Genomic DNA, 19,244 nt, shown 5'->3' with positions numbered 1-19,244 from the left:
GCTCACACCAATTCTGTATGAAGATGCGCTAAACCATGTTTAATTACAAGAAAGGAAAACGAACCGCAAAGGACGCTAAGGACACAAAGTAAAGAAAGAAGTTAAAAGGGTTTGGCGCAGACTCGCAAAGAAATGGTATCAGGTTCCTAAATTTTTAGATAAGTCGATAATCTTGTTAGTAATTGCTTGCTGCCTAAGATATAAGGAAAGCAGAGTTCTTAATTTTGGATAAAGTCGAGCTAAGAGGATGTTTAAAAAGTCCTCTTGTCGGTATCAAATAGTTTTAGATCCCCCTAAATCCCCCTTAAGAAGGGGGACTTTGATTCTGGTTCCCCCTTTTTTAAGGGAGGTTAGGGGGGATCTAAAAGTGCCTAAAGTCACAGCAAAACACTTTTAAAACAACCTCTAAGATTACTTTTTGTCATCTATACTAAGTTAGATTATACAAAAGTTTATTTTCTAACCAGGGTTGTATATACAGAAGTGATCACAAAGTAATTTAATATTCAAATATTACCTGATTTATGAAGAATAATACTTCAGGCAATAAAACCTGTCTAAAAATAGAAATTTTAACAAGTAAATTCTAAATAATCCTTATAAGCCCAGCGAAGTTTATAAATTTGAAGACGATAAAATATTCAGGAATTATGCAAGATTATGGAATAACATGAAACATTTACAAAGCGTATCGTTGGGGCAGCTTCTCCTGGAGAATATAAGCAGCTTACCGCAAAGTTCTTGCAGAAGTCTTCATATTATGAAACCATAGCTTGTAACTTGCTGATACAACTGCGGCTAGCCTGTCTCTCGGCTCACTCCAGAAAAAGTACTGGTACTAGTAACGATAATGACGCGCTCTCCAAATTCAAAAAATAATCAGGAACCATCTAATCCTCGTTTATGGCTCCTCCTCTTGGGACGTACCAGTTTGGCTCTCGGTGTCGTTTTGCTGGTTGGAATTGCAGTTGGTGCTTGGTGGGCTAGAAGCTATGTATATAAGGATTTAGCGCCATTAGTGCAGCAAAATCTCGAACAATTGCTTGGGCGACCGGTAAAAGTAGGGAAAGTTGAACGTTTTTCGCTCTATAGTTTGAGATTTAGCTCTTTATCGATACCAGCAACTACCACCGATGCAGACCAAGTGGTAGCAAAAGCCTTGGATGTGCAGTTTTCACCCTTGCAAGTTCTCTTAACTCGAAAACTGACATTAAATGTAACGTTAGTTCAGCCCAATGTGTACATCCAACAGGATCGAGATGGTCGTTGGGTTACAGCCCAAGTTAAGGCTGGGGAAGGAAAAGGTGCTATTCAAACAGAGTTGCAAACACTTCAGATTCAAGATGGAAATGTAGAGTTGATGCCGTTCGCCGCACCAACTAGACCGAAAGGTTCAGTAATATTAAATCAAGTTGGTGGTGTTGCCCGATTTTTTGATCAAAATCAAAGGATTGGTTATGACATCAATGCTCAACTCGCTAGGGGAGGTGGAATAAAAATCTCTGGTGAGACACAACTAAAGGCTCAACAAACTAATCTCAAGCTGCAAGCACAAAATTTACAAGCATCTGATATAAGTCGATTGATTGAGTTACCAATTGCCTTGCAAGCAGGGTATTTAAATGCTGACTTAGCAGTTCAGATTCCACCCAAACTGTCAGATATAGCGATTACAGGCACGGCCACTGCTAATCAGATCATTGCCAAAATTAAAAATATCCCTCAGCAAGTTTCTAATTTTAATGGAAGATTTTCATTTCAAGGTCAGACAGTTGCTTTAGAAAATTTGAGTACGAACTTTGGCAAAGTTCCCATTCTGGCTAATGGAACAATTAATAATCAAACTGGTTTTAATGTCTCTGCTCAGATAAAACCAGTTAGTGCTAAAAATATTTTAGATACATTGAATGTAAATTCGTCAGTCCCAGCTAGTGGCGAAATTCAAGCAAATATTCAGGTGTTAGGCGCACTTCAAAAACCAGTTGTTAGCGGTACAGTAAGCAACACAAAACCTATTCAAGTTGACCGCGTTCTCTTCAAAGCTGTCAACACTGATTTCCGCTTGAATGTTTCTCAAACGGCATCTCAACTTGCTGTCTCTAATTTGAAAATAGTCCCCGCAGCCGGTGGTCAAATCACAGGAGGCGGTCAAGCTAATTTGGGAGCCAAAAGCGACGTAAGATTTAATGCTCAAGTTGACGGAGTATCCGGAGATATATTAGCGCGTAGCTATGGCGTTAGTTTACCGATCGCAGTTGGAAATGTCTCGGCAAAAGCAGAAGTCTCTGGCTCACTTGGCAAACAGCCGTTGAACCTTGATATTTCTAGTGTTCAGGTAACGCCGCCAACAGGGGGGCAAATTACAGCCAGTGGTCAAATTCAACTCGCTCCCCAAGGTCAAGTAGATATAGGTATTCAAGCTCAAGGTTTACCAGGAAATGCGATCGCTCAAGGTTACAATATTTCAACTCCCCTGAATCTTGGTGGTATATCTGCGAACGCTAAAGTTTCTGGTTCTCTGGGTAATCCCTTAAACGTCAATGTTGCTCGCGTTCAAGCAAATCCAGAGGTGGGAGGGCAAGTAACAGCTAGTGGTCAACTTCAGCTTGCACCTCAAGGTAGGGTGGCGTTGAATGTACAAGCCCAAAATTTACCAGGGGATGCGATCGCACGAGCATACAAATCCTCACCCGGCATTACCATTGGGAATGTATCGGCAAATGCCAATATTTCCGGCACTCTGAGCAACCTGCAAGCAGTAGCGCAGGTGCAAGCGCCTACAGCAACCTATCCCACTACCGGACGGGTTGTTGTTGCCAAACAAGGAGAGAATATCCTGTTACCAGGTGCGGTGTTGAATGTGGCAGGTGGGACAATTGTGGCTCAAGGTCAACTCGCACAACAACGTTGGCAAGGATCTGTCAAAACTTCTCAAATTCAACTCAATCGTTTCTCACCACAACTGCGAGGACGGCTTAATAGCAATCTTCAGTTAGCAGGGACAACAGAATCTTTCCAGCTTGCAGATATTCGCGCCGCAGGGCAAATCCGCCTTTCCCAAGGAGTAGCGCTACTGGCAAAACCGCTAACGGCTCAATTTCAGTGGGATGGAAAGCAGATTATAGTTGAAAACGCAAGTACTCAAGGATTGAGTGCTAATGGTGCGATCGCAATTCAGTCTCCACCAACAGGCGCACCTAAAATTGCGGGATTTGATTTAAATGTACTGGCACAGAATTTCAACTTAAAAAATACTGGTTTTCAAGTTCCTGGAGACGTAGCGTTAGCGGGGCTACTTGATTTTAATGGAAAAGTTACAGGTACTCCAGATGTACCTCAAGCTAACGGCAATATCCAACTGCGGAATTTCCAGGTTAGTAATTTAGCATTTGACCCACTTTTAACTGGAAACGTGAATTTTCAAGGGGGACAAGGAGCAAGTCTGCGATTAGCCGGCAAGCAAGACAGGATTGCGCTTAACCTGGGTGCAGATTATCGTCCAACCTCATTTTTAGTCAAGCGGGATGAGGCAGTTACTACAGGTAGAACCGAGGGAGAGAACTTACTCATCAACGCCCAACAGTTTCCTATAGCTTTGATTGGGGGCTTTTTACCGAACAATCAATTGAAACCTTTAGGGGGGCAACTATCGGGAAATTTAGTTGTCAATCTTAATAATTATGCAGTTGCGGGAGACGTTGCGATCGCAGGGCCTCGTGTTGCCAGAGTTGCAGCAGATGAATTTCGCGGCAGCATCAATTATGCTGATGGTACTGCTAGCTTGGCTAATGGTCTATTGCGGATTGGAGATAGCAACATCGCCTTAAGTGGAAATGTGCAAACAGGGAATGACCCGCAATTTCAATTCCAAGCTAACTTAGACCAAGCCAGAATCGAGAGACTTTTGCAAGCATTTAATATCTTCGACTTTCAAGACCTTGGCACAGGGTTGCAGCCTCCAACGTTGGCTGGAGCAGAGGTACTTGATACCAAGCCTATCAGTTTGCCCAATTCAGATTTGCTCACACAGCTTGCATATTTTTCAAAAATTGCAACATCGATCACACAACAACAGCAATTAGAGGCAAAAAGAGACTTATCTTTACCTACCCTTGCAGAATTAACGGGTGCTTTGAGTGGCGGAATTACAGCTAATGGTTCATTAAAATCTGGGTTGAATGTCGGCTTTAATTTCCAAGGTGCTAACTGGAAATGGGGTGAATATTCCATTAATCAAGTCGTTGCTCAAGGCAATTTTGCCGATGGAATCGTCACACTTTCGCCCTTGAGTATTGGGATAAATCAAGGACTGGTGGCATTTTCGGGACAGTTAGGAACTGAACAGCTATCTGGAAAGTTGAATGTAGCAAGTCTACCTTTATCACTTTTACAACCTTTTATAGAAAGATATCCCATAGATATCACTGGTAATGTAAATGCTGATGCCACATTAGGAGGTAGTTTACAAGATCCCAGAGTGCAAGGGAATGTGACACTGGCGAATGCAACTCTCAACCAGCAACCTGTACAAAGTGGACAGGTGAACTTTGACTACAATAATGCTCGTTTGAATTTCGACAGTACCTTACTAGTAACAGGAACGCAACCAGTTACGATTACAGGTAGCGTACCTGCGCCGTTACCATTTGCCGAGGTGCAACCAGATACCAATCAAATCAGCATCAACGCCGATGTGAACAATGAAGGATTGGCACTATTAAATCTGTTTACCAATAATCAAGTAACTTGGGTAGACGGTCAAGGAAAAGTAAATTTAAACGTTCAGGGTACTTTAAACGAACCAATTATCAATGGAAACGCCACAGTTAACAATGCAACTATTAGCGCTCAAGCTTTATCTGAACCCCTAACGAATGTAACAGGGACAGCACAATTTAATGGTAGTACGGTGAGTGTTAACAACATTCAAGCTCTTTACAATGAAGGGCAAATAACTGCATCAGGTATCTTGCCAATTCTCAATCCTCAACCAGCCACAGCGAATCCCCTGACAATATCAATAGCAGACAAACTCGACTTTAAGCTTGCAGGATTGTATGAAGGTGGTGTCGGCGGCAATGCTGTAATTCGCGGAACAGCCTTAAAACCCGTAATTGGTGGAGAGATTCGGCTAAGTGATGGTCGAGTGATTATTGGAAATACTGCTAAGACAAAATCAGCAGCTACAACAGAAGCTAACACTAACGTCATAAATCTAAATAGAGAACAGGTTAACGCTAATGCTACACCTACACCAGAAAGTAACGCTAGCGCAGTGACTACAGCAGAGAGTAGCGCTAGCGGAGTTACTAAACCAGATAATAATGCTAACACCGCAGCAACTCCACCCAATTTACCTGTAGAGTTTGCAGATTTAAGGTTGAGTCTAGATGACAATGTTCATGTTACCACTGAATCCCTACTAAGCTTTGTACCAGGAGGAGCCGCATTAAGTCAGCCCATACTGAACTTTGAGGCAAAAGGCGACTTGACCATTAATGGTACATTAGCCAAGCCACTTCCTGAAGGATTGATTCGTTTGACAGGTGGACGACTGAGCTTATTTTCTACTGAGTTTGCTTTAGCGCGAGGCTACGAACAAACTGCGCGGTTTACTCCAAGCCAAGGACTTGACCCTACTTTGGATGTTCGGCTGACTGCGATTGTACCGGAAGCATCAGCAACGAACAGCCGAATTCTGGAATCCCCATTGTCTGCTGAAATCAGCGATGTTTCTGCGACTAACTTCGGTACTTTACGTACCGTTCGCGTTCAAGCAAGAGTGGACGGGCCAGCGAGTGAATTGGGCGACAATTTGGAACTGACGAGTGAACCTAGCCGTAGTCGTGGAGAAATAGTTGCTTTGCTAGGTGGCTCGATTCTTGGTTCTTTCGGTCAAGCAGATGCAGGACAAGGACTGACTAATTTCGCTAGTTCTACCATTTTAGGTGGTTTACAAGGAACTATTACTGCGATCGGTCAAGCTGTTGGTTTCAGCGAATTTCGGATATTTCCTACCCCTACTACTAGTAATGAAACAAAGACAGCTTCAGTTCTGAATTTATCAGCAGAAGGTGTGTTTAATATTAATAGAAATTTCTCTGCTTCTTTATCACGCCCTCTTTCTAGCGATGAGTCTTTCCGTTATAACGTCCTTTATCGACTCAATGATGAAATTTTGATGCGAGGCTCAACTAATTTAGGGGATGAAAATCTATTCCAAGTTCAGTATGAAACTCGATTTTAGACTAATATAATTCAGTTAAACCTCGTCTACCTTGAGAACCGTAATTTTGTAGTTTTGTAGGTTGGGTGCAGCGATCGCGTAACCCAACATAAATAAGGTGGTATAGCGGTTATCAGTCTTCTGAAGTACAGTAGCAGCAGTGAGTAAACCAGCCGAGTAAATTCTCTATCGTCACTTCTGCAAATGCCGCATCTAATGCCTGGAGTAAATCAGGGTATGTCCTTGCACCGATGCGACGGAGAATGTTCTTAATCTTAGACCAACAATTCTCAATCGGTGAAAAATCGGGAGAGTAGGGGGGGAGATAAATCAGGTGAGCACCAGCAGCGATGATCAAAGCTTCAAGTTCATCACTTTTATGGATCGAGCAATTATCCATGAGCACGACTGCGCCAGGCCAAAGCTGAGGTATGAGTTTTTGAGCGATGAAGGCATCAAAGGTCAAGGCATCGATAGAACCTAAACCACTCCATTGGGTGAGCAATCCTTTCAAGCTAATGGCACCAATTACCGAGACATTTTTTCCTTTGCGGTTGGGCTTTTGAGCATAAGCTCGTTTCCTGGTAAGGCGCGGGCACATTTGCGGATGAAAGACAGATTGACTCCCGATTCATCTAAGAAAATCAGATTTTCGACGGGTATGCCCCTCAAGAGTTTCCAGTACTCAAATCGGGCTAGTTGGACTTCATCACTGCCTTTTTTGGTGGGGTGGAGACTTTTTTTTGAGGTTTAGGTGAAGTTTCCAACGAACCATCCGATTCACCGTGGCTACCCCAATTAAGACCTCTGTTTTCTCGTAAAGTCGTTCCCGCAATTCGCTTAACGTCGCATCGGGCTGTGCTGTGACGAGCTGGCGCAGAATTTCGAGCTGTTCGGCATTCAACTTTGTTGGTGTCTGCTCAATCCGCACCTTGGGGACTATCGTGCCCAATTCTCGATGGCGTTTGAGTAAATTTTGCACAAAACTTAAGGTGACTCCAAAGTTTTTAGCCAGTTTTCGTTGGGAAATGTCACCGCAGGCATAAACATCAACAATTTTCTGGCGCAAGTCGAGAGAGTAAGCTTTCATCGCCACCAATTATCAGTAGAATTGCTCTCTTCTAGTGTACTGAACTAGACTAATAACCGCTATAATGTTGGGTTGCGTTTCACTCCACCCAACCTTGTATCTTAGAAAGAGTAGTAGACCGTCCTAACCTTGGTCAAGAAAGACCGCTTTGTAGCATGGGTCACTACAACAATCTCTTTGACAGAACTCGAACAGTCGCCAGGGGCAAAAATTTAAATACTGATATTTAGATTATACAATCCGTATCGGGCAAGGATGAGTGTAATCAAGGGGATGAGAATCAACTATAACAAACACAATCCGTGAGAGTGAAATATGGAAAATATTGCTCAATGGGTAGGTATTGATGTGAGTAAAGCCACATTAGATGTTTATATCCGTCCTCTGGGTAAAGCTATGATTGTGGCAAATACAGAATCAGAAATATCAAATCTAGTGGATCTACTCTTATCCTATAGTTTAAATCTGATTGTACTAGAAGCAACCGGAGGATTAGAAACTGAACTAGTAATCCAAGTTCCTTGCAGCACTTTTACCAGTAGCATTAATTAATCCCCGTCAAGGACGAAATTTTGCTAAGGCTACGGGTAAGCTAGCCAAAACTGATACCATTGATGCACAAATATTGGCACATTTTGGCGAAGCGATGAAACCCCAAGTTTTAGCCATTCAATCCGAAACGGCGCGTCAATTATCGGAATTAATTAGTCGCAGACGACAATTAGTGGAGATGCAGACAGCCGAAAAGAATCGCCGCTCACGCACTCGTGGACAAGCCTTGGCAGATATTGAGGCTCATATTGAATACCTGGAAGAACACCTCAAACAACTCAATCAAAAAATTGCCGAATTGACGCAAAACAATCTTCAATGGATTGATAAAGTTAATTTACTTAAAAGTACTCCTGGTATTGGTCAAGTAATTTCGACAACTCTGGTTTCGGATTTACCAGAACTAGGGAAGCTAACTGCCAAACAAATTTCTCGCTTAGTTGGTGTTGCACCAATTAATCATGATAGTGGTCAACACAAAGGTCAGCGCATGATTAATGGCGGTCGCGCTCATGTTCGTGCCACTCTCTCTTTATATGGGTGCTGTTGTTGCTATGCGTCATAATCCGGTTATCAAGGCCTTTTATGAGCGCCTTGTCGAACGTGGTAAATCGAAAAAATTAGCTCTCACTGCTTGCGTTCATAAAATGTTAGTCATTCTAAATGCAATGGTTCGAGATAATTTGCCTTGGCGTGTAACTGACAACTTACAACCCATTGCCAACGCTTAATAAAAACTCAACGTTTTTATACTTTGGAATAATCCCCCCGATCATCCCATTGCGGCATTTGGGTCAACTTTTTATGCTCTTTTCTATCTCCACCGGAAATCCAGGAACTGGGGAAGATTCTGCGGCGAAGCGGAGTGGCTGGTGCGGGCTGCTACCATCTTAACCAAGAGCCACAAGTCTTTTTGCCCGTACCAGCCACCGCAGAATCTAGCGCAGCGTTCCCCAGTTGCGTCAATGTTAAGAGTCCCACTTTTTTGTTAACGATCGCACTTGACATTCAAGACAGTCGCTACATAAGTAGGGCTTGCTGAAAAAGTCATAAAAAAGCAATTCTTTTGAGTTGACTAGTTATTTAAGCAAGGTCTGTCTAAAAGCATCAGTGAGAGGTTAGAGTGATTGCACTTTTGTCAAGAGGGTGCGGGAAAAGGCGATAAATCCAGCTTGGAGACTGGTTTTCGCAGGGCTTTAACTACTCCTAAATCTTGATTTTCTTTGGCAGCGAAGTACTGAATTGGGTCATCCGCCTTACCTTTGTCATAGGCGACGCTAAAATGATATAAACCACGAAAAATCATCTCTAAAGAAATGCGGTCAAATGGCAGAGATAATTCGTCTGCAACCGCATCTCCCAAGTCAACCAATACTGCATAAAAGAGCCAAGTTGCCCACACTTGTAACTTCACACCATTAATAGAACCAGTCCATAAATACGAAAGTCCCAATAAACGTTTGACCACATAGAAAGCTTCTTCAATCCTCCATCTTTTCCGATATAAGTCAGCAACAACGTAGGGAGGTAATATTTGCGGGTCTAGGACAGAAGTAATGTAAGAATAGCTAGTTTTACCGACTTTTATTTCAATTAGACGTAAAGTCAGTACTGGTGCGCCACGACGAATAGTACCAAGTTGAATTAATCGCAATACTGCTCGGTTAAGGAAAAATAGATAGTGGAATAAATCATAATTTGTTCGCGTATGATTTACGAGAACAAAAACAGCTAAAAACGTTGCTTGTACCTAAAGGCACTCTCGAAAAATTTAATTGTCAATTGCTGAGAAGATTTTTAACCTGTTGAACTATAAATTGAGAATGAACAATTTACGGTATCGCCTAAATAATAGATGTATTCAACTTGCTTTCCTGAAAATTTGAAAGGATAATAGTTGTCGAGGAGTGCCATTATTTCTATGACATCGTTTTTTACTCGGAAATTTTGAGCGAGTTTTCTTGACGACTCTGGGATTACTTCTGTGCTGTGGTGGTGGAATTTTTAAATCTTTTATTTCCGAAATTAACCAGCTAAAAAATACATTGATATCTGGGAACATTTCTATTGCAATCTGGAACAAAGGGATAGCGCGTCTAACCACTCTCAGGCTGCCAGTAAAGCTTAGACGTAATGGTGATAATCCTACTTTTTCAGCACTTTGAAACATTAAACAACGTATACAGTAATGTCCCAGTAACCAGCCATAAATTTCTTGGACTACTTCACGAGGATTTTTCGAGCGGATAAGAGTTTTTCGCCCTAAAAGATGAACTTTTAATTCATCCAAAGTATTCTCTGCTTCCCATCGCTGGTGATACTCAGTCGCTAGAAGTAAAGCTGGGAAAATTGTAATATCCATCAAATCAGTAATCAGACGATAAACTTTTTCTATCCCATTCTCTTCAACAACATATTCAATTACACGGATGGGTATTCGGGTTGCACCCTTCTTTTTAGATTGACCATCAGGTCCAATCCAAGACAAATAAGAACCATCGTCAAAAGTTTGAACGACCTCGAATTTAACGTGGGCTGGTACACGTCCAAGAATATGGCATTTTTGTTTAATTGCAGCATTAACCATCTTGAATGAATGTAGTCCCCTATCCCACATCAGCAACATCCCATCACTAACACTTCGTAATAATTTTAAAGCTCCTTTTCTTTCACCAATTCGATAAGGACTAATGAATGCATCAGTAATTAAATGAGTCCCTGCTTCTAGTAAAAAAACTAATCTGGCTTTAGGAAATGCTGGATATGTACCAGGACGCGAACCTGGATAACCAAATACTCTGGCATTCTCTTGAGTCTCAGGAATGTCCATTACTGTCCCATCTACAGCCATTATTCTTAACCCTCCCAAAAAGCACCTGGTGTTAAAGGCGTTGCTAATGGCTTTGCAACCATCTCAAACAAACGTGTCATTACAGATGCTCCGGTTCGTTGCCGTGCTTCGGTAATTGATGAAGAAGTTGGTGTTTTAAAACGTATTAATTCCGGTATGCGTAAACTGGCGAAACCATGAATCAGATTTTTGAACACCGATACAATAGAGTCCGATGACCAAAAACTCATGGCTATTACCAAAACCACAACTACATGAGTCGGAAGTATTCGTTGTCGTTGTCCAACAGAAGAAGTACTGATAATTGCGTTCGTTATGGTTTGAGATGGAATTACTTTATCCATTGCCAGAAGTAATTGGCTTGGGGTAATGTATGGCTGTTGAACCTCAAAGTTAACAAGTGACATTAACAAGACGGTACTTACGTTTAATTTTGGCTGTAAAATAATATAAACTAAATTCGGACTTGTTCTCGTAATCAATACGCGAACACTGCGATCACCATAAGCACTCTTGTTTTGCCAGATGGTTGACTCTGACATTATTTCTAGAGCCGAACTCATACAACAAGCCATTGCGACGTTACAACTCTCCATTCAACAAATTCAGACTTCGGGGGAAGTTGCACCACCTGGTTGTTGCGTTTTGCGTTACCAAGCACGCGGGAAAAAGCAAGCTTACTGGTACTATAAGTTACATGCAACCAAACCAATTTTTTCCACAACTCAACCTAACAAATTGAGCAAATACAAGCATTTGGGTAAGGCTGGAAGCTCTGCCCATATTAATGCTGTTCTTTCTGTGGCTAGAAGAACCCAAATCGATTACTTAACAGAGTGCATCGACTCTCTTCGTCAAAATTGGGTGGACTTGTACGATAGCCTCAAAGAGAAAAAGTAAGTCTAATTATTTATTTTGTTCGCGGACAGTTTACGCGAACAAAATCTTCCTTGTTTTACCCTCTATTTCTCCTTAACCGAGCAGTATTGAGGATTATCCTTGATTTGTTCTACTGTTTCCCTGTCGCTTATACCTAGTTTCTCTTTAATGATTAATGCACCTAACGCCATCCGAAATGACTTTGCTGGTGCCCCTATCTCTGCGGAGAATCCGGCAGAATATTCCGACTCAAATTCTGTCCAGGGTATTAAATCGGTCATTATTACCCAACGATTATCTGATGATAACTTTCCCTCAAATGGAAACTCAAAACTTTCTGCTGGAATTGGAGTTGATTCTTCTTTTCGGTACGTAGTTAACAATGATACACTGTGTTGGGAATAACCACTGTGATGCAAGCATTTTGGGCTATTCTACCTTCAAGTCTTGCACCTGAATATACTTCTTTGGTCTGAGAATCTAGAGAATGTAACCTTTTCTTTTTTTTCAGCAAGCCCTACTTATGCAGAATTTGTTAAGTCTGGTCGGTTAAATAAAGAATTAGCATCTATGCTTGAGGATGTTTTGTAGATTGAGGCTCCCTGCTTTTTCTACTAATCCCCTTGCGGATGTTCATCCCACAAGGTTGTTATTTCCCGTAAACTCTGATGATTGCCATTACCCAAAATCAGATGATCTAGTACCGGAATGCCCAAAAGCTGCGCCCCTGCTAACAACTGGCGCGTCAATTCTATATCTTCATGGCTAGGTTCAAGGTTCCCAGAAGGATGGTTGTGGGCAACTATTATCCGCGTTGCGCCTTGACGAATAACTTCCCGAAAAATATCACGCGGAGAGGCCAGGGTTTCGGTTGCTGTGCCAATGGTAATTACTTGCGTACCCAGCAAGCGATTCTTAACATCTAATAGCACCACTGCAAAACGTTCTTGTGTCTGCCACATCAAATCTTGACTGAGGGTAGCAGCAGCAGCAAGGGGGCTATCAATCAATGTTCCGTCATTCGGTCGATATTGAAAGGCGCGTTTGCCCAATTCAATTGCTGCTAATATACTTGTTGCCTTCGCTGGGCCAACACCAGAAATTTGCATCAACTCTACGGGGCTAACTTCTCGCAAAACTGCCAAAGGATCGCGTTGGTGTTTGCCTAATTCGCTCAAAATAAATTGTCCCAAACCCACAGCAGATAGTTTTCCTGGACCTTGACCAGTGCCTAGAAGAATTGCGATTAACTCTGCTGTGGCTAAAATTTTGGCACCATGCGTCATTAATCGCTCACGCGGACGCTCATTTGTAGGTAGGTCGGCAATTCTGAGGCAATAGGTCATAAACTAAGAAAATCGTCACCACGCATCAAACTATCCTTAGTTATCCCTCGTTTGCTGTCAAAATCACCTTTATTTGAGAAAATCTTTAACCTTGGTAAGGTTATATGGGTAATTTCATTTGCAACTTTCAAAGGGAAAACTAAAAATAATATGATTTAGGGCGATCGCTATGTTTGACGATATATTCAACAATCTCAAAGGTTTCATTGACTCTAAAATTCAAGAAGTCGGTAACGATTTGCAAAAGCGCTTTGGCATTCCTGAACCCACAGAGCCATTTGTGCTGATTCGTCGATTCACACCTGCCGATTCCACAGTGACAAGGGGAGGTATTGCAATTGTCGGAGAAAGCTGGCGAATTGAAGCCTATGACGACAATACTCAGCAGTTAATGATTAGTACAGATCCTTTGCGAAATGTCATCTTGTTTGAAGTTGCATCGCCCGATGTCCAAGAGTGTGTTCTTGCTTGTCAATTTAACGCGAAAGCGCTAGACACAGAAAAACCAATTAAAGTGAGTTTAGGTTTACGTAGACCAGGACAATGGGGTGAAATGAGAACAACTTCATGGTCTACAGGAGTTTCACCAACGGAAAATTTTAAGTCTTACGAAGCGCGTGCCCATTTTAAAAAAGAAGCCGATGCTGCCAAAGTTCAAATTAGTGTGCAATTTGAGAGTAGTGGCATTCTTGAGATTAGAAATATTGAACTGCTGCAAGCCCCCGTCAAGCCACAATCATGAGCAATATCTAAAGTTTGAGTAGCATAAGTATAGTGCGATCGCATAATTCAACAGCCCAACACTATACGCGATCGCAAACTCGCAAAACCCCTCCATCTTCCCTGATTATTGATAAATTTGCGTTGCTTTGAGCATGTGGTAGGTAATGATTAGCTGGGTGAGAGCTAGGGGGTAACTTTGCAATGTCTCTCCAGTTGTACCAGCAATTTTACCCAGTTCAGGATTACTTTCGCGATCGCAAAGATTTCGGAGATGGGGCATATCAGAACAAATAATATGCTCTAATTTATTCACCTGTTCTAAGGTGGCATGACCATCAACTTCTAAGACATCCACAGGCTTGCTCATATCCCTGTCTAGTCCCAAGCGGATGGCTGAGTCAGAATTACCATAGCTAGAATTGGTAATTACGGTGAAATCTGGATGGGGAATTGTCGGACGTAGTACCAATCGGACATTTAGGTGTCCATTGCTTTCATCATCTTCATCAGTCGGTGGATAGAAACTAATGACTATATCAGACCATTGCCTTTGTGGACGAATAAACTGTGATGAGTCTGGTTCGCGTTTTTCTAATTCTGCTAGCACCTGTTCAGGTGTGTACCCCCGCTTTTGCGTATCTCGCTTGACTTTCCACTTAGCACGTAATTCTTCAGGAGGCGCAAGATAAACTTTCACATCGTAAGAATCACGGGCGGCACGAGTAGAATAACCGAGTAATCCTTCAATAATGACGAATTTACTTGGCTTGATATACTTAGGTGCCTCAAATGTCCCTGTTTTATGGCTATAAACTGGCTTAAGAATTGGTTGCCCTGTGCGTAGCAGCGACAGGTGTTGCTGCATAATATCCAGATGGTTGCAGTCCGGGTGGAGGGCAGTGATGCCAATTTCTGCACGTTGTTGGCGATCGTAACGGTGGTAATCATCTGTACAGATGATTGTGACATTTTCTGGGCCGAGTGCCTGAGCGATTCCCCGCGTTAGTGTTGTTTTCCCAGCAGCGCTGTCGCCGACAATACCAAGAATTATTGGACGGCTCATCATACCTCCCAGAATAAAAGTAAGTTTATTAATACAATTTCCCTACAATAGTTTTAATTCTAGAAGGGTTTCGGCAAGTAACTCAAGCAAAGCCTTGGTATGCAATATCTCTACATATAAAATATCTATGCGCTGGTTTATTGCCATCTACATAGCTGATAAGTCAAAAGAGGCAAGGGGGCAGGGGGGAATGGCACTAAGTTAATCGCAAAGCCCTGATATAACTGGCTTTTTGAGTGTGGGGAGTGTGGGGAGTGTGGGGGGTAAGACTTCTTCCTCATCCTCCCACACCTCCCATTCGGGGCAGGGGGAAAGGGAAAAGGTTACAGGGGGGAAACCTTATATCCCACATTCCGCAGGTTAGTTAAGAAAGAAGATAATATTTTCGACAAGGAGCGCCCAAAAACTGGAGAATCCATTGCCTTTCATGGGTTAAGTTGACGATTTGCTTGATTTGGGCGACGGTAACTAAATGAATTGACATAAAACATTGAAACACCCAACGCAAGGTGGGAGTAGAAGTTGGTTTACCCAACTGATTATCAATAGTTTTTTTTGCCCGTTCTAAGGCTTGACGTAAAGCTCTTTGACCCAGACTATAAACAAGCAAGCACAAACCCATAATCATTGCTAATGCAGCAACTCGCTCAGTCGAGTTGAGGAAGACACTGGAAGTAAAAAATAAAGGGTCTTTGAGAAATCGGAAACCACGCTCAGTAGACTGCTGTGCTTTATATTCACGTAAAACATCGTCATCGCTGAGTTCTTCAATATTGAGGACATTGGTAGCTAAAATAAATCTTCCAGCGCGTTTGGTTTCGATGTCGATAGCTATTTCCCTGGGTTCTAGCGTTGCATCAACTTGGTAGTAAAAAGTGGGGGAAGAATCAATACTAGGTCTACCACGTCCAGTATGTTTTTTTAACTCCTTAACCTGAATATTAGCCAGTTGATGTAAGGGTAATTTAGAACTGAGCCGTTGTGCAGCAATCAGAGCATCTTTTGAGCAAGCAAATTCTTGGTTTAATAACTGCCTAAGTTCAGATTGGGCAAGTGATAACTTTTTAATCAAACGTTTTTCCAACTGCTTGAGGTCAGATTCTTTTCTCGCTTGACTTTCAACAACTAACCAGGACTGTCGTACACCACCATATTCACTACAATTTGGTGCAATTCGATATCCAGGCATTGCGCTGTTATTAAATGCAACTTCTGGTATGTTTTCTAACAGCATTTTTGCAGCAGTTAGAGTAGCTGGGACTCTCGATACCCAACGCAATTGTTTCATTTGTCGCAAATTTTCTTCGGTGTAAAGTGCGGCATCTGCAACAAATAAAGCATCTATTTGCCATTGGCGTTTGAAGTCCGCGATTATGGTCGCAAACATCGCCGAGTCCGATTCATTACCGTTTCCGACTCTTAAGTACAAGGGAATATCTCCATCCCCACTGCACATCAAGTCTATGATAAATTGTTTCAGGTCTGGGCGGTGGTCTCTCGAATAGCCATAGGTAATTTCGATTCCTCCTGGTTCGGCCTTGTCTTGTGTTGCCTTGTTGATGTAATCACCATCAACGTGGAATGAACTTGAATCGAGGTGCAAACTGTCCATTTTTACCCCGAATTTACGTGCTGCACAAAGCGCAACTGTCACAAATACTTCAGTTAGTCCGACCTCATATAATTTGTCCAATACTCGACCCAAACGGTCATCGTTTAGGTGTTCTGGACGTATTCCTTCTCCTAACAGATGCTCTGTAGCTTTCCCAACAAAAAACTTTTCAAACAAATATAATGGCGCACTCACGAACCCTAATCCATTTAAAATCATTGCTTTGACAACTTGACCTGCACTAATGATTTCTTGAGAGTGAGTTCCCAACAGTCGGTTAATTTGTTCTACTAGATTCATCTCATCACAGATGCCTGCGACTATGCCGCAGTGGTCAATATCCTGTACCCTGATATCTAATGGTGATGCTGTCATGCTTCTAAAATGCAGCAAGCATTTAGGTCATTCTCAAAAATACCGCATTTATGAGCGCACCTGCGGAATCTGGGTTATATATCATGCTTTTCATTCCTTTTGCCCTTAACGAGCAGTATTGGGTCAGGTTGGCTTACCATACCTGACCTAACATCATTTTTACCGAGCGGTATCACCATTAAACTAGAGCATACACTTTCGCTTCCCAGGGGAAGATGCCTTCTCTGCCTACCCATTCTGATGGAACTATCCGTTCTTGAGTAATTTCCTTCCACTGCTTGCCAACTGGGGTTGCAGGCCAATTCGGGACTCTGTACTCAGAAGTAGGAGGAGTGCCGTAGTCAGAGAAATTCGCCACTACAACTACTAATTGATCGGCTTTATTACCACGTTGCCAGACTAGAACTCGCTTACCCTCATTAAAGTCAACATGAATAAATTTAGTATCATTCACAGCTAAAGCATCAGAAGTTTTACGCAAGCGAACCAACCTCGCAACATATTGGAAAATTCGTTGCCGCCAATCATCTTTTACACGGCTGTAGTTAACTGGGTCAATTTGCTTATGATCGTCTGTTGGAGGCAAATCTTGTTGATCGGCAAATTCATCTCCGGCCAGGATCATGGGAATTCCTACAGAGGTAAGCAGGGAAACAAATGCTAACTTAATACGCGGTTCAGTATCAGCAATTCCATTACTAACCAAGTAGCTAAAGAAACGCTCGTTACCATAACCGCCAACATCATGGGAAGTTATATAGTTTACCGCCTGAGAACCATCTGTAAAGCCTAAGTTTCGGCAATCAATCAGTTTGCGAATACTCCACTCAAAGCTGGGTTCATCCCAGGCATTCTTACCTAAAATGACTTGTCGGATGATTTGCTTAAACTTTTCATTCCAAAGTCCATCCAGACGATTTTGTTGGATGAGAGATAAGGGTACACTCAACTCTTCGCCAACTACGAGAAAGCGAGACGCTCCTAACGTCGCTACCGCTTCGCTAACGCCACTTCCGCCTCTTTTGTCCCAAAGGGTGCGGGCAAAATCCTTAAATTCCTGCAAAAAGTCATAGTTGGCAATATTGTTCACGCTATCCAACCGCAGACCATCAACCCGATAATATTCCAACCAGTGGGCAATATGGGCTTTTAAGTATTCACGGGCTGGCACAAGCCATGACTTTTGCCCAGTAATGGGATTATAGCCCTCTACCCAATAGTTGTACTTAAATAAATCTCCACCAAAGCCATCTCTTGACCCTTGTTCTGGATCGCCACTGGCCCATTTGATGTAAAATTCCAAAAAATTAACGTTATGGTAAGGATTATTCCGCGAGAATGCCATGACCACATCAACAAAAAAGCGCAACCCTTGCTGATGGCAGGCTTTAATCAGATTAGCTAAATCAGTTGAAGCAGTCGGTGCTGACTGGCTATCTGGACGGCCTAAGTCAAAATCTGCTGCAAAATAATTTGCTGTACCATAGCCCCAATTGAGATTATCATCGCTGTCTTCTGGTGGCAGAAGTTCTAAGGCGTTGATTCCCAGTTCCGCAAGATGAGCGCGGTTATTCAAGGCGGTGAGCATGGGAAAAGTAGGAGCGATCGCTTCTGGTATTAACAGTGCCAGTACGTCACGAAATGTCCCGACTCCTTCTTCAATCAATCCATTTGGGTTAATCTTTGTCCATCGGGTCGGTAATTCGTAAATCACCAGTTGATTATTGGTTGGCAGTGTCTCTAAAGGAGGATCGCCTTCCCAATTTACAGTTTGCCCTTCGGGATCGCAGGGAATCAACGTCCCATTTTGATAAAGCACGACGCTTGCCGGATCGAAGCTATTAACGCCTCCTGATTCTGACGGCGTTGGTGCAGGAAAGCGCCGATCTACAGTTGTCGCGGTTGGATCTGTACAGTAGAGAATTTGGTTAGCATTGGCAGCTGCGTAGGGGTCTGAGTTGCGGACTTTAAACCAGTAAAAGTATACCTGTCCTTCAGTCAGACCAGATTCTTTAGCCGAAACTTCCCACAATTCTGGAAATTCTGCTGATTGATGAAGCGGAATTTCTCTAAATTGAGCTAATCTGTCTGGGCTTTCGGGAGTAGTGTTACCAATGTAGAGAGTGGGAGCTAGTTCTGAAGCACCGACACGCCACAAGACAAAATGAGTTTTTTTACGGCTTAATAGATCGATAGGCATTAGAAAAACCTCTAAGTCATGAAAGTTCGAGCTATGAAGTTCTTACACAACAGCCGAGCTTTATTCCAGATGATAAGTCGGTCGGCGCAATTAAAGCTAACTGGTAAAGGCTGTCATTTCCTAGATTTCTCACTTGTGAGAAATCTAGGAGTGTGGGAGGCGTGGGAGGTGTGGGAGGTGTGGGAGGCGTGGGAGGTGTGGGAGGTGTGGGAGGATGGGGAAGAAGTCTTACCCCCCACACTCCCCACACTCCCCACACTCCCCTGCCTACAGTATCGTGAGAAATCCGGGATTTGTCCTTTGTCATTGGTAAGGGCTTTAAGCCTA

Annotated in this window: 10 protein-coding genes and 4 pseudogenes; 4 read left to right on the top strand and 10 right to left on the bottom strand. The window is 42.6% G+C overall.

Features of this window, described 5'->3' with window-relative positions; all coding sequences use genetic code 11:
- The first annotated feature begins 850 nt into the window (after nucleotides 1-850).
- Nucleotides 851-6,247, top strand: coding sequence for a translocation/assembly module TamB domain-containing protein (locus FD724_RS09325; RefSeq protein ID WP_179072414.1), 5,397 nt, complete (start codon nucleotides 851-853; stop codon nucleotides 6,245-6,247).
- A 112-nt stretch (nucleotides 6,248-6,359) separates the two neighbouring features.
- On the opposite strand, the gene FD724_RS40735 is transcribed toward FD724_RS09325, so the two are convergent.
- Complete coding sequence (locus FD724_RS40735) at nucleotides 6,360-6,827, bottom strand: transposase (protein ID WP_256874501.1); 468 nt, start codon at nucleotides 6,825-6,827, stop codon at nucleotides 6,360-6,362.
- A 108-nt stretch (nucleotides 6,828-6,935) separates the two neighbouring features.
- Nucleotides 6,936-7,316, bottom strand: a complete 381-nt coding sequence (locus FD724_RS40730) for a transposase (RefSeq protein WP_256874500.1) — start codon at nucleotides 7,314-7,316, stop codon at nucleotides 6,936-6,938.
- A gap of 315 nt (nucleotides 7,317-7,631) precedes the next feature.
- Between FD724_RS40730 and FD724_RS40300 the strand changes: the two are divergent.
- Nucleotides 7,632-8,599 (top strand): annotated as a pseudogene (locus FD724_RS40300) (IS110 family transposase).
- 419 nt (nucleotides 8,600-9,018) lie between these two features.
- Here FD724_RS40300 and FD724_RS09315 read toward each other — a convergent pair.
- Together FD724_RS09315 and FD724_RS09310 are read right to left on the bottom strand one after the other, a co-directional pair.
- Nucleotides 9,019-9,519 (bottom strand): annotated as a pseudogene (locus tag FD724_RS09315) (transposase); the annotation flags it as partial.
- Nucleotides 9,520-9,729: 210 nt separating this feature from the next.
- Nucleotides 9,730-11,126: pseudogene (locus FD724_RS09310) on the bottom strand (IS4 family transposase).
- A 118-nt stretch (nucleotides 11,127-11,244) separates the two neighbouring features.
- On the opposite strand from FD724_RS09310, the gene FD724_RS09305 reads away from it, so the two are divergent.
- The gene (locus FD724_RS09305; protein ID WP_179071699.1) at nucleotides 11,245-11,619 is read left to right on the top strand and encodes a hypothetical protein; all 375 of its coding nucleotides are present in this window, start codon (nucleotides 11,245-11,247) and stop codon (nucleotides 11,617-11,619) included.
- An 89-nt stretch (nucleotides 11,620-11,708) separates the two neighbouring features.
- Here FD724_RS09305 and FD724_RS09300 read toward each other — a convergent pair.
- Together FD724_RS09300 and radC are read right to left on the bottom strand one after the other, a co-directional pair.
- Nucleotides 11,709-11,981, bottom strand: a pseudogene (locus tag FD724_RS09300) (transposase); the annotation flags it as partial.
- Nucleotides 11,982-12,212: 231 nt separating this feature from the next.
- Nucleotides 12,213-12,944 (bottom strand): DNA repair protein RadC, encoded by a 732-nt coding sequence (radC, locus tag FD724_RS09295; protein WP_179072413.1) that lies wholly within the window; start codon nucleotides 12,942-12,944, stop codon nucleotides 12,213-12,215.
- A 169-nt stretch (nucleotides 12,945-13,113) separates the two neighbouring features.
- On the opposite strand from radC, the gene FD724_RS09290 reads away from it, so the two are divergent.
- Nucleotides 13,114-13,686: a hypothetical protein gene (locus FD724_RS09290; RefSeq protein ID WP_179072412.1), complete on the top strand. Its 573-nt coding sequence runs from the start codon at nucleotides 13,114-13,116 to the stop codon at nucleotides 13,684-13,686.
- Nucleotides 13,687-13,791: 105 nt separating this feature from the next.
- On the opposite strand, the gene FD724_RS09285 is transcribed toward FD724_RS09290, so the two are convergent.
- The 4 genes from FD724_RS09285 to FD724_RS09270 form a co-directional block, all read right to left on the bottom strand.
- Nucleotides 13,792-14,730 (bottom strand): phosphoribulokinase, encoded by a 939-nt coding sequence (locus FD724_RS09285; RefSeq protein ID WP_114084002.1) that lies wholly within the window; start codon nucleotides 14,728-14,730, stop codon nucleotides 13,792-13,794.
- 364 nt (nucleotides 14,731-15,094) lie between these two features.
- Nucleotides 15,095-16,717 (bottom strand): IS1634 family transposase, encoded by a 1,623-nt coding sequence (locus tag FD724_RS09280; RefSeq protein WP_179072411.1) that lies wholly within the window; start codon nucleotides 16,715-16,717, stop codon nucleotides 15,095-15,097.
- A gap of 178 nt (nucleotides 16,718-16,895) precedes the next feature.
- Nucleotides 16,896-18,917: an alpha-amylase family glycosyl hydrolase gene (locus FD724_RS09275; protein WP_179072410.1), complete on the bottom strand. Its 2,022-nt coding sequence runs from the start codon at nucleotides 18,915-18,917 to the stop codon at nucleotides 16,896-16,898.
- A gap of 31 nt (nucleotides 18,918-18,948) precedes the next feature.
- Complete coding sequence (locus tag FD724_RS09270) at nucleotides 18,949-19,224, bottom strand: hypothetical protein (RefSeq protein ID WP_179072409.1); 276 nt, start codon at nucleotides 19,222-19,224, stop codon at nucleotides 18,949-18,951.
- Nucleotides 19,225-19,244: the final 20 nt, after the last annotated feature.

This window comes from Nostoc sp. C057 (assembly GCF_013393925.1).
Lineage (GTDB): Bacteria > Cyanobacteriota > Cyanobacteriia > Cyanobacteriales > Nostocaceae > Nostoc > Nostoc muscorum_A.
Note: the sequence above shows the minus strand (reverse complement) of the source record. Positions and strands in the feature narration are given on the sequence as shown.

Excerpts from the sequence above, each read along its gene's own strand:
- FD724_RS40735 (WP_256874501.1), bottom strand. The coding sequence starts at position 6,827 with ATGTGCCCGCGCCTTACCAGGAAACGAGCTTATGCTCAAAAGCCCAAC.
- FD724_RS09275 (WP_179072410.1), bottom strand. The coding sequence starts at position 18,917 with ATGCCTATCGATCTATTAAGCCGTAAAAAAACTCATTTTGTCTTGTGG.
- FD724_RS09325 (WP_179072414.1), top strand. The coding sequence starts at position 851 with ATGACGCGCTCTCCAAATTCAAAAAATAATCAGGAACCATCTAATCCT.
- FD724_RS40730 (WP_256874500.1), bottom strand. The coding sequence starts at position 7,316 with ATGAAAGCTTACTCTCTCGACTTGCGCCAGAAAATTGTTGATGTTTAT.
- radC (WP_179072413.1), bottom strand. The coding sequence starts at position 12,944 with ATGACCTATTGCCTCAGAATTGCCGACCTACCTACAAATGAGCGTCCG.
- FD724_RS09270 (WP_179072409.1), bottom strand. The coding sequence starts at position 19,224 with ATGACAAAGGACAAATCCCGGATTTCTCACGATACTGTAGGCAGGGGA.
- FD724_RS09280 (WP_179072411.1), bottom strand. The coding sequence starts at position 16,717 with ATGACAGCATCACCATTAGATATCAGGGTACAGGATATTGACCACTGC.
- FD724_RS09285 (WP_114084002.1), bottom strand. The coding sequence starts at position 14,730 with ATGAGCCGTCCAATAATTCTTGGTATTGTCGGCGACAGCGCTGCTGGG.
- FD724_RS09305 (WP_179071699.1), top strand. The coding sequence starts at position 11,245 with ATGGTTGACTCTGACATTATTTCTAGAGCCGAACTCATACAACAAGCC.
- FD724_RS09290 (WP_179072412.1), top strand. The coding sequence starts at position 13,114 with ATGTTTGACGATATATTCAACAATCTCAAAGGTTTCATTGACTCTAAA.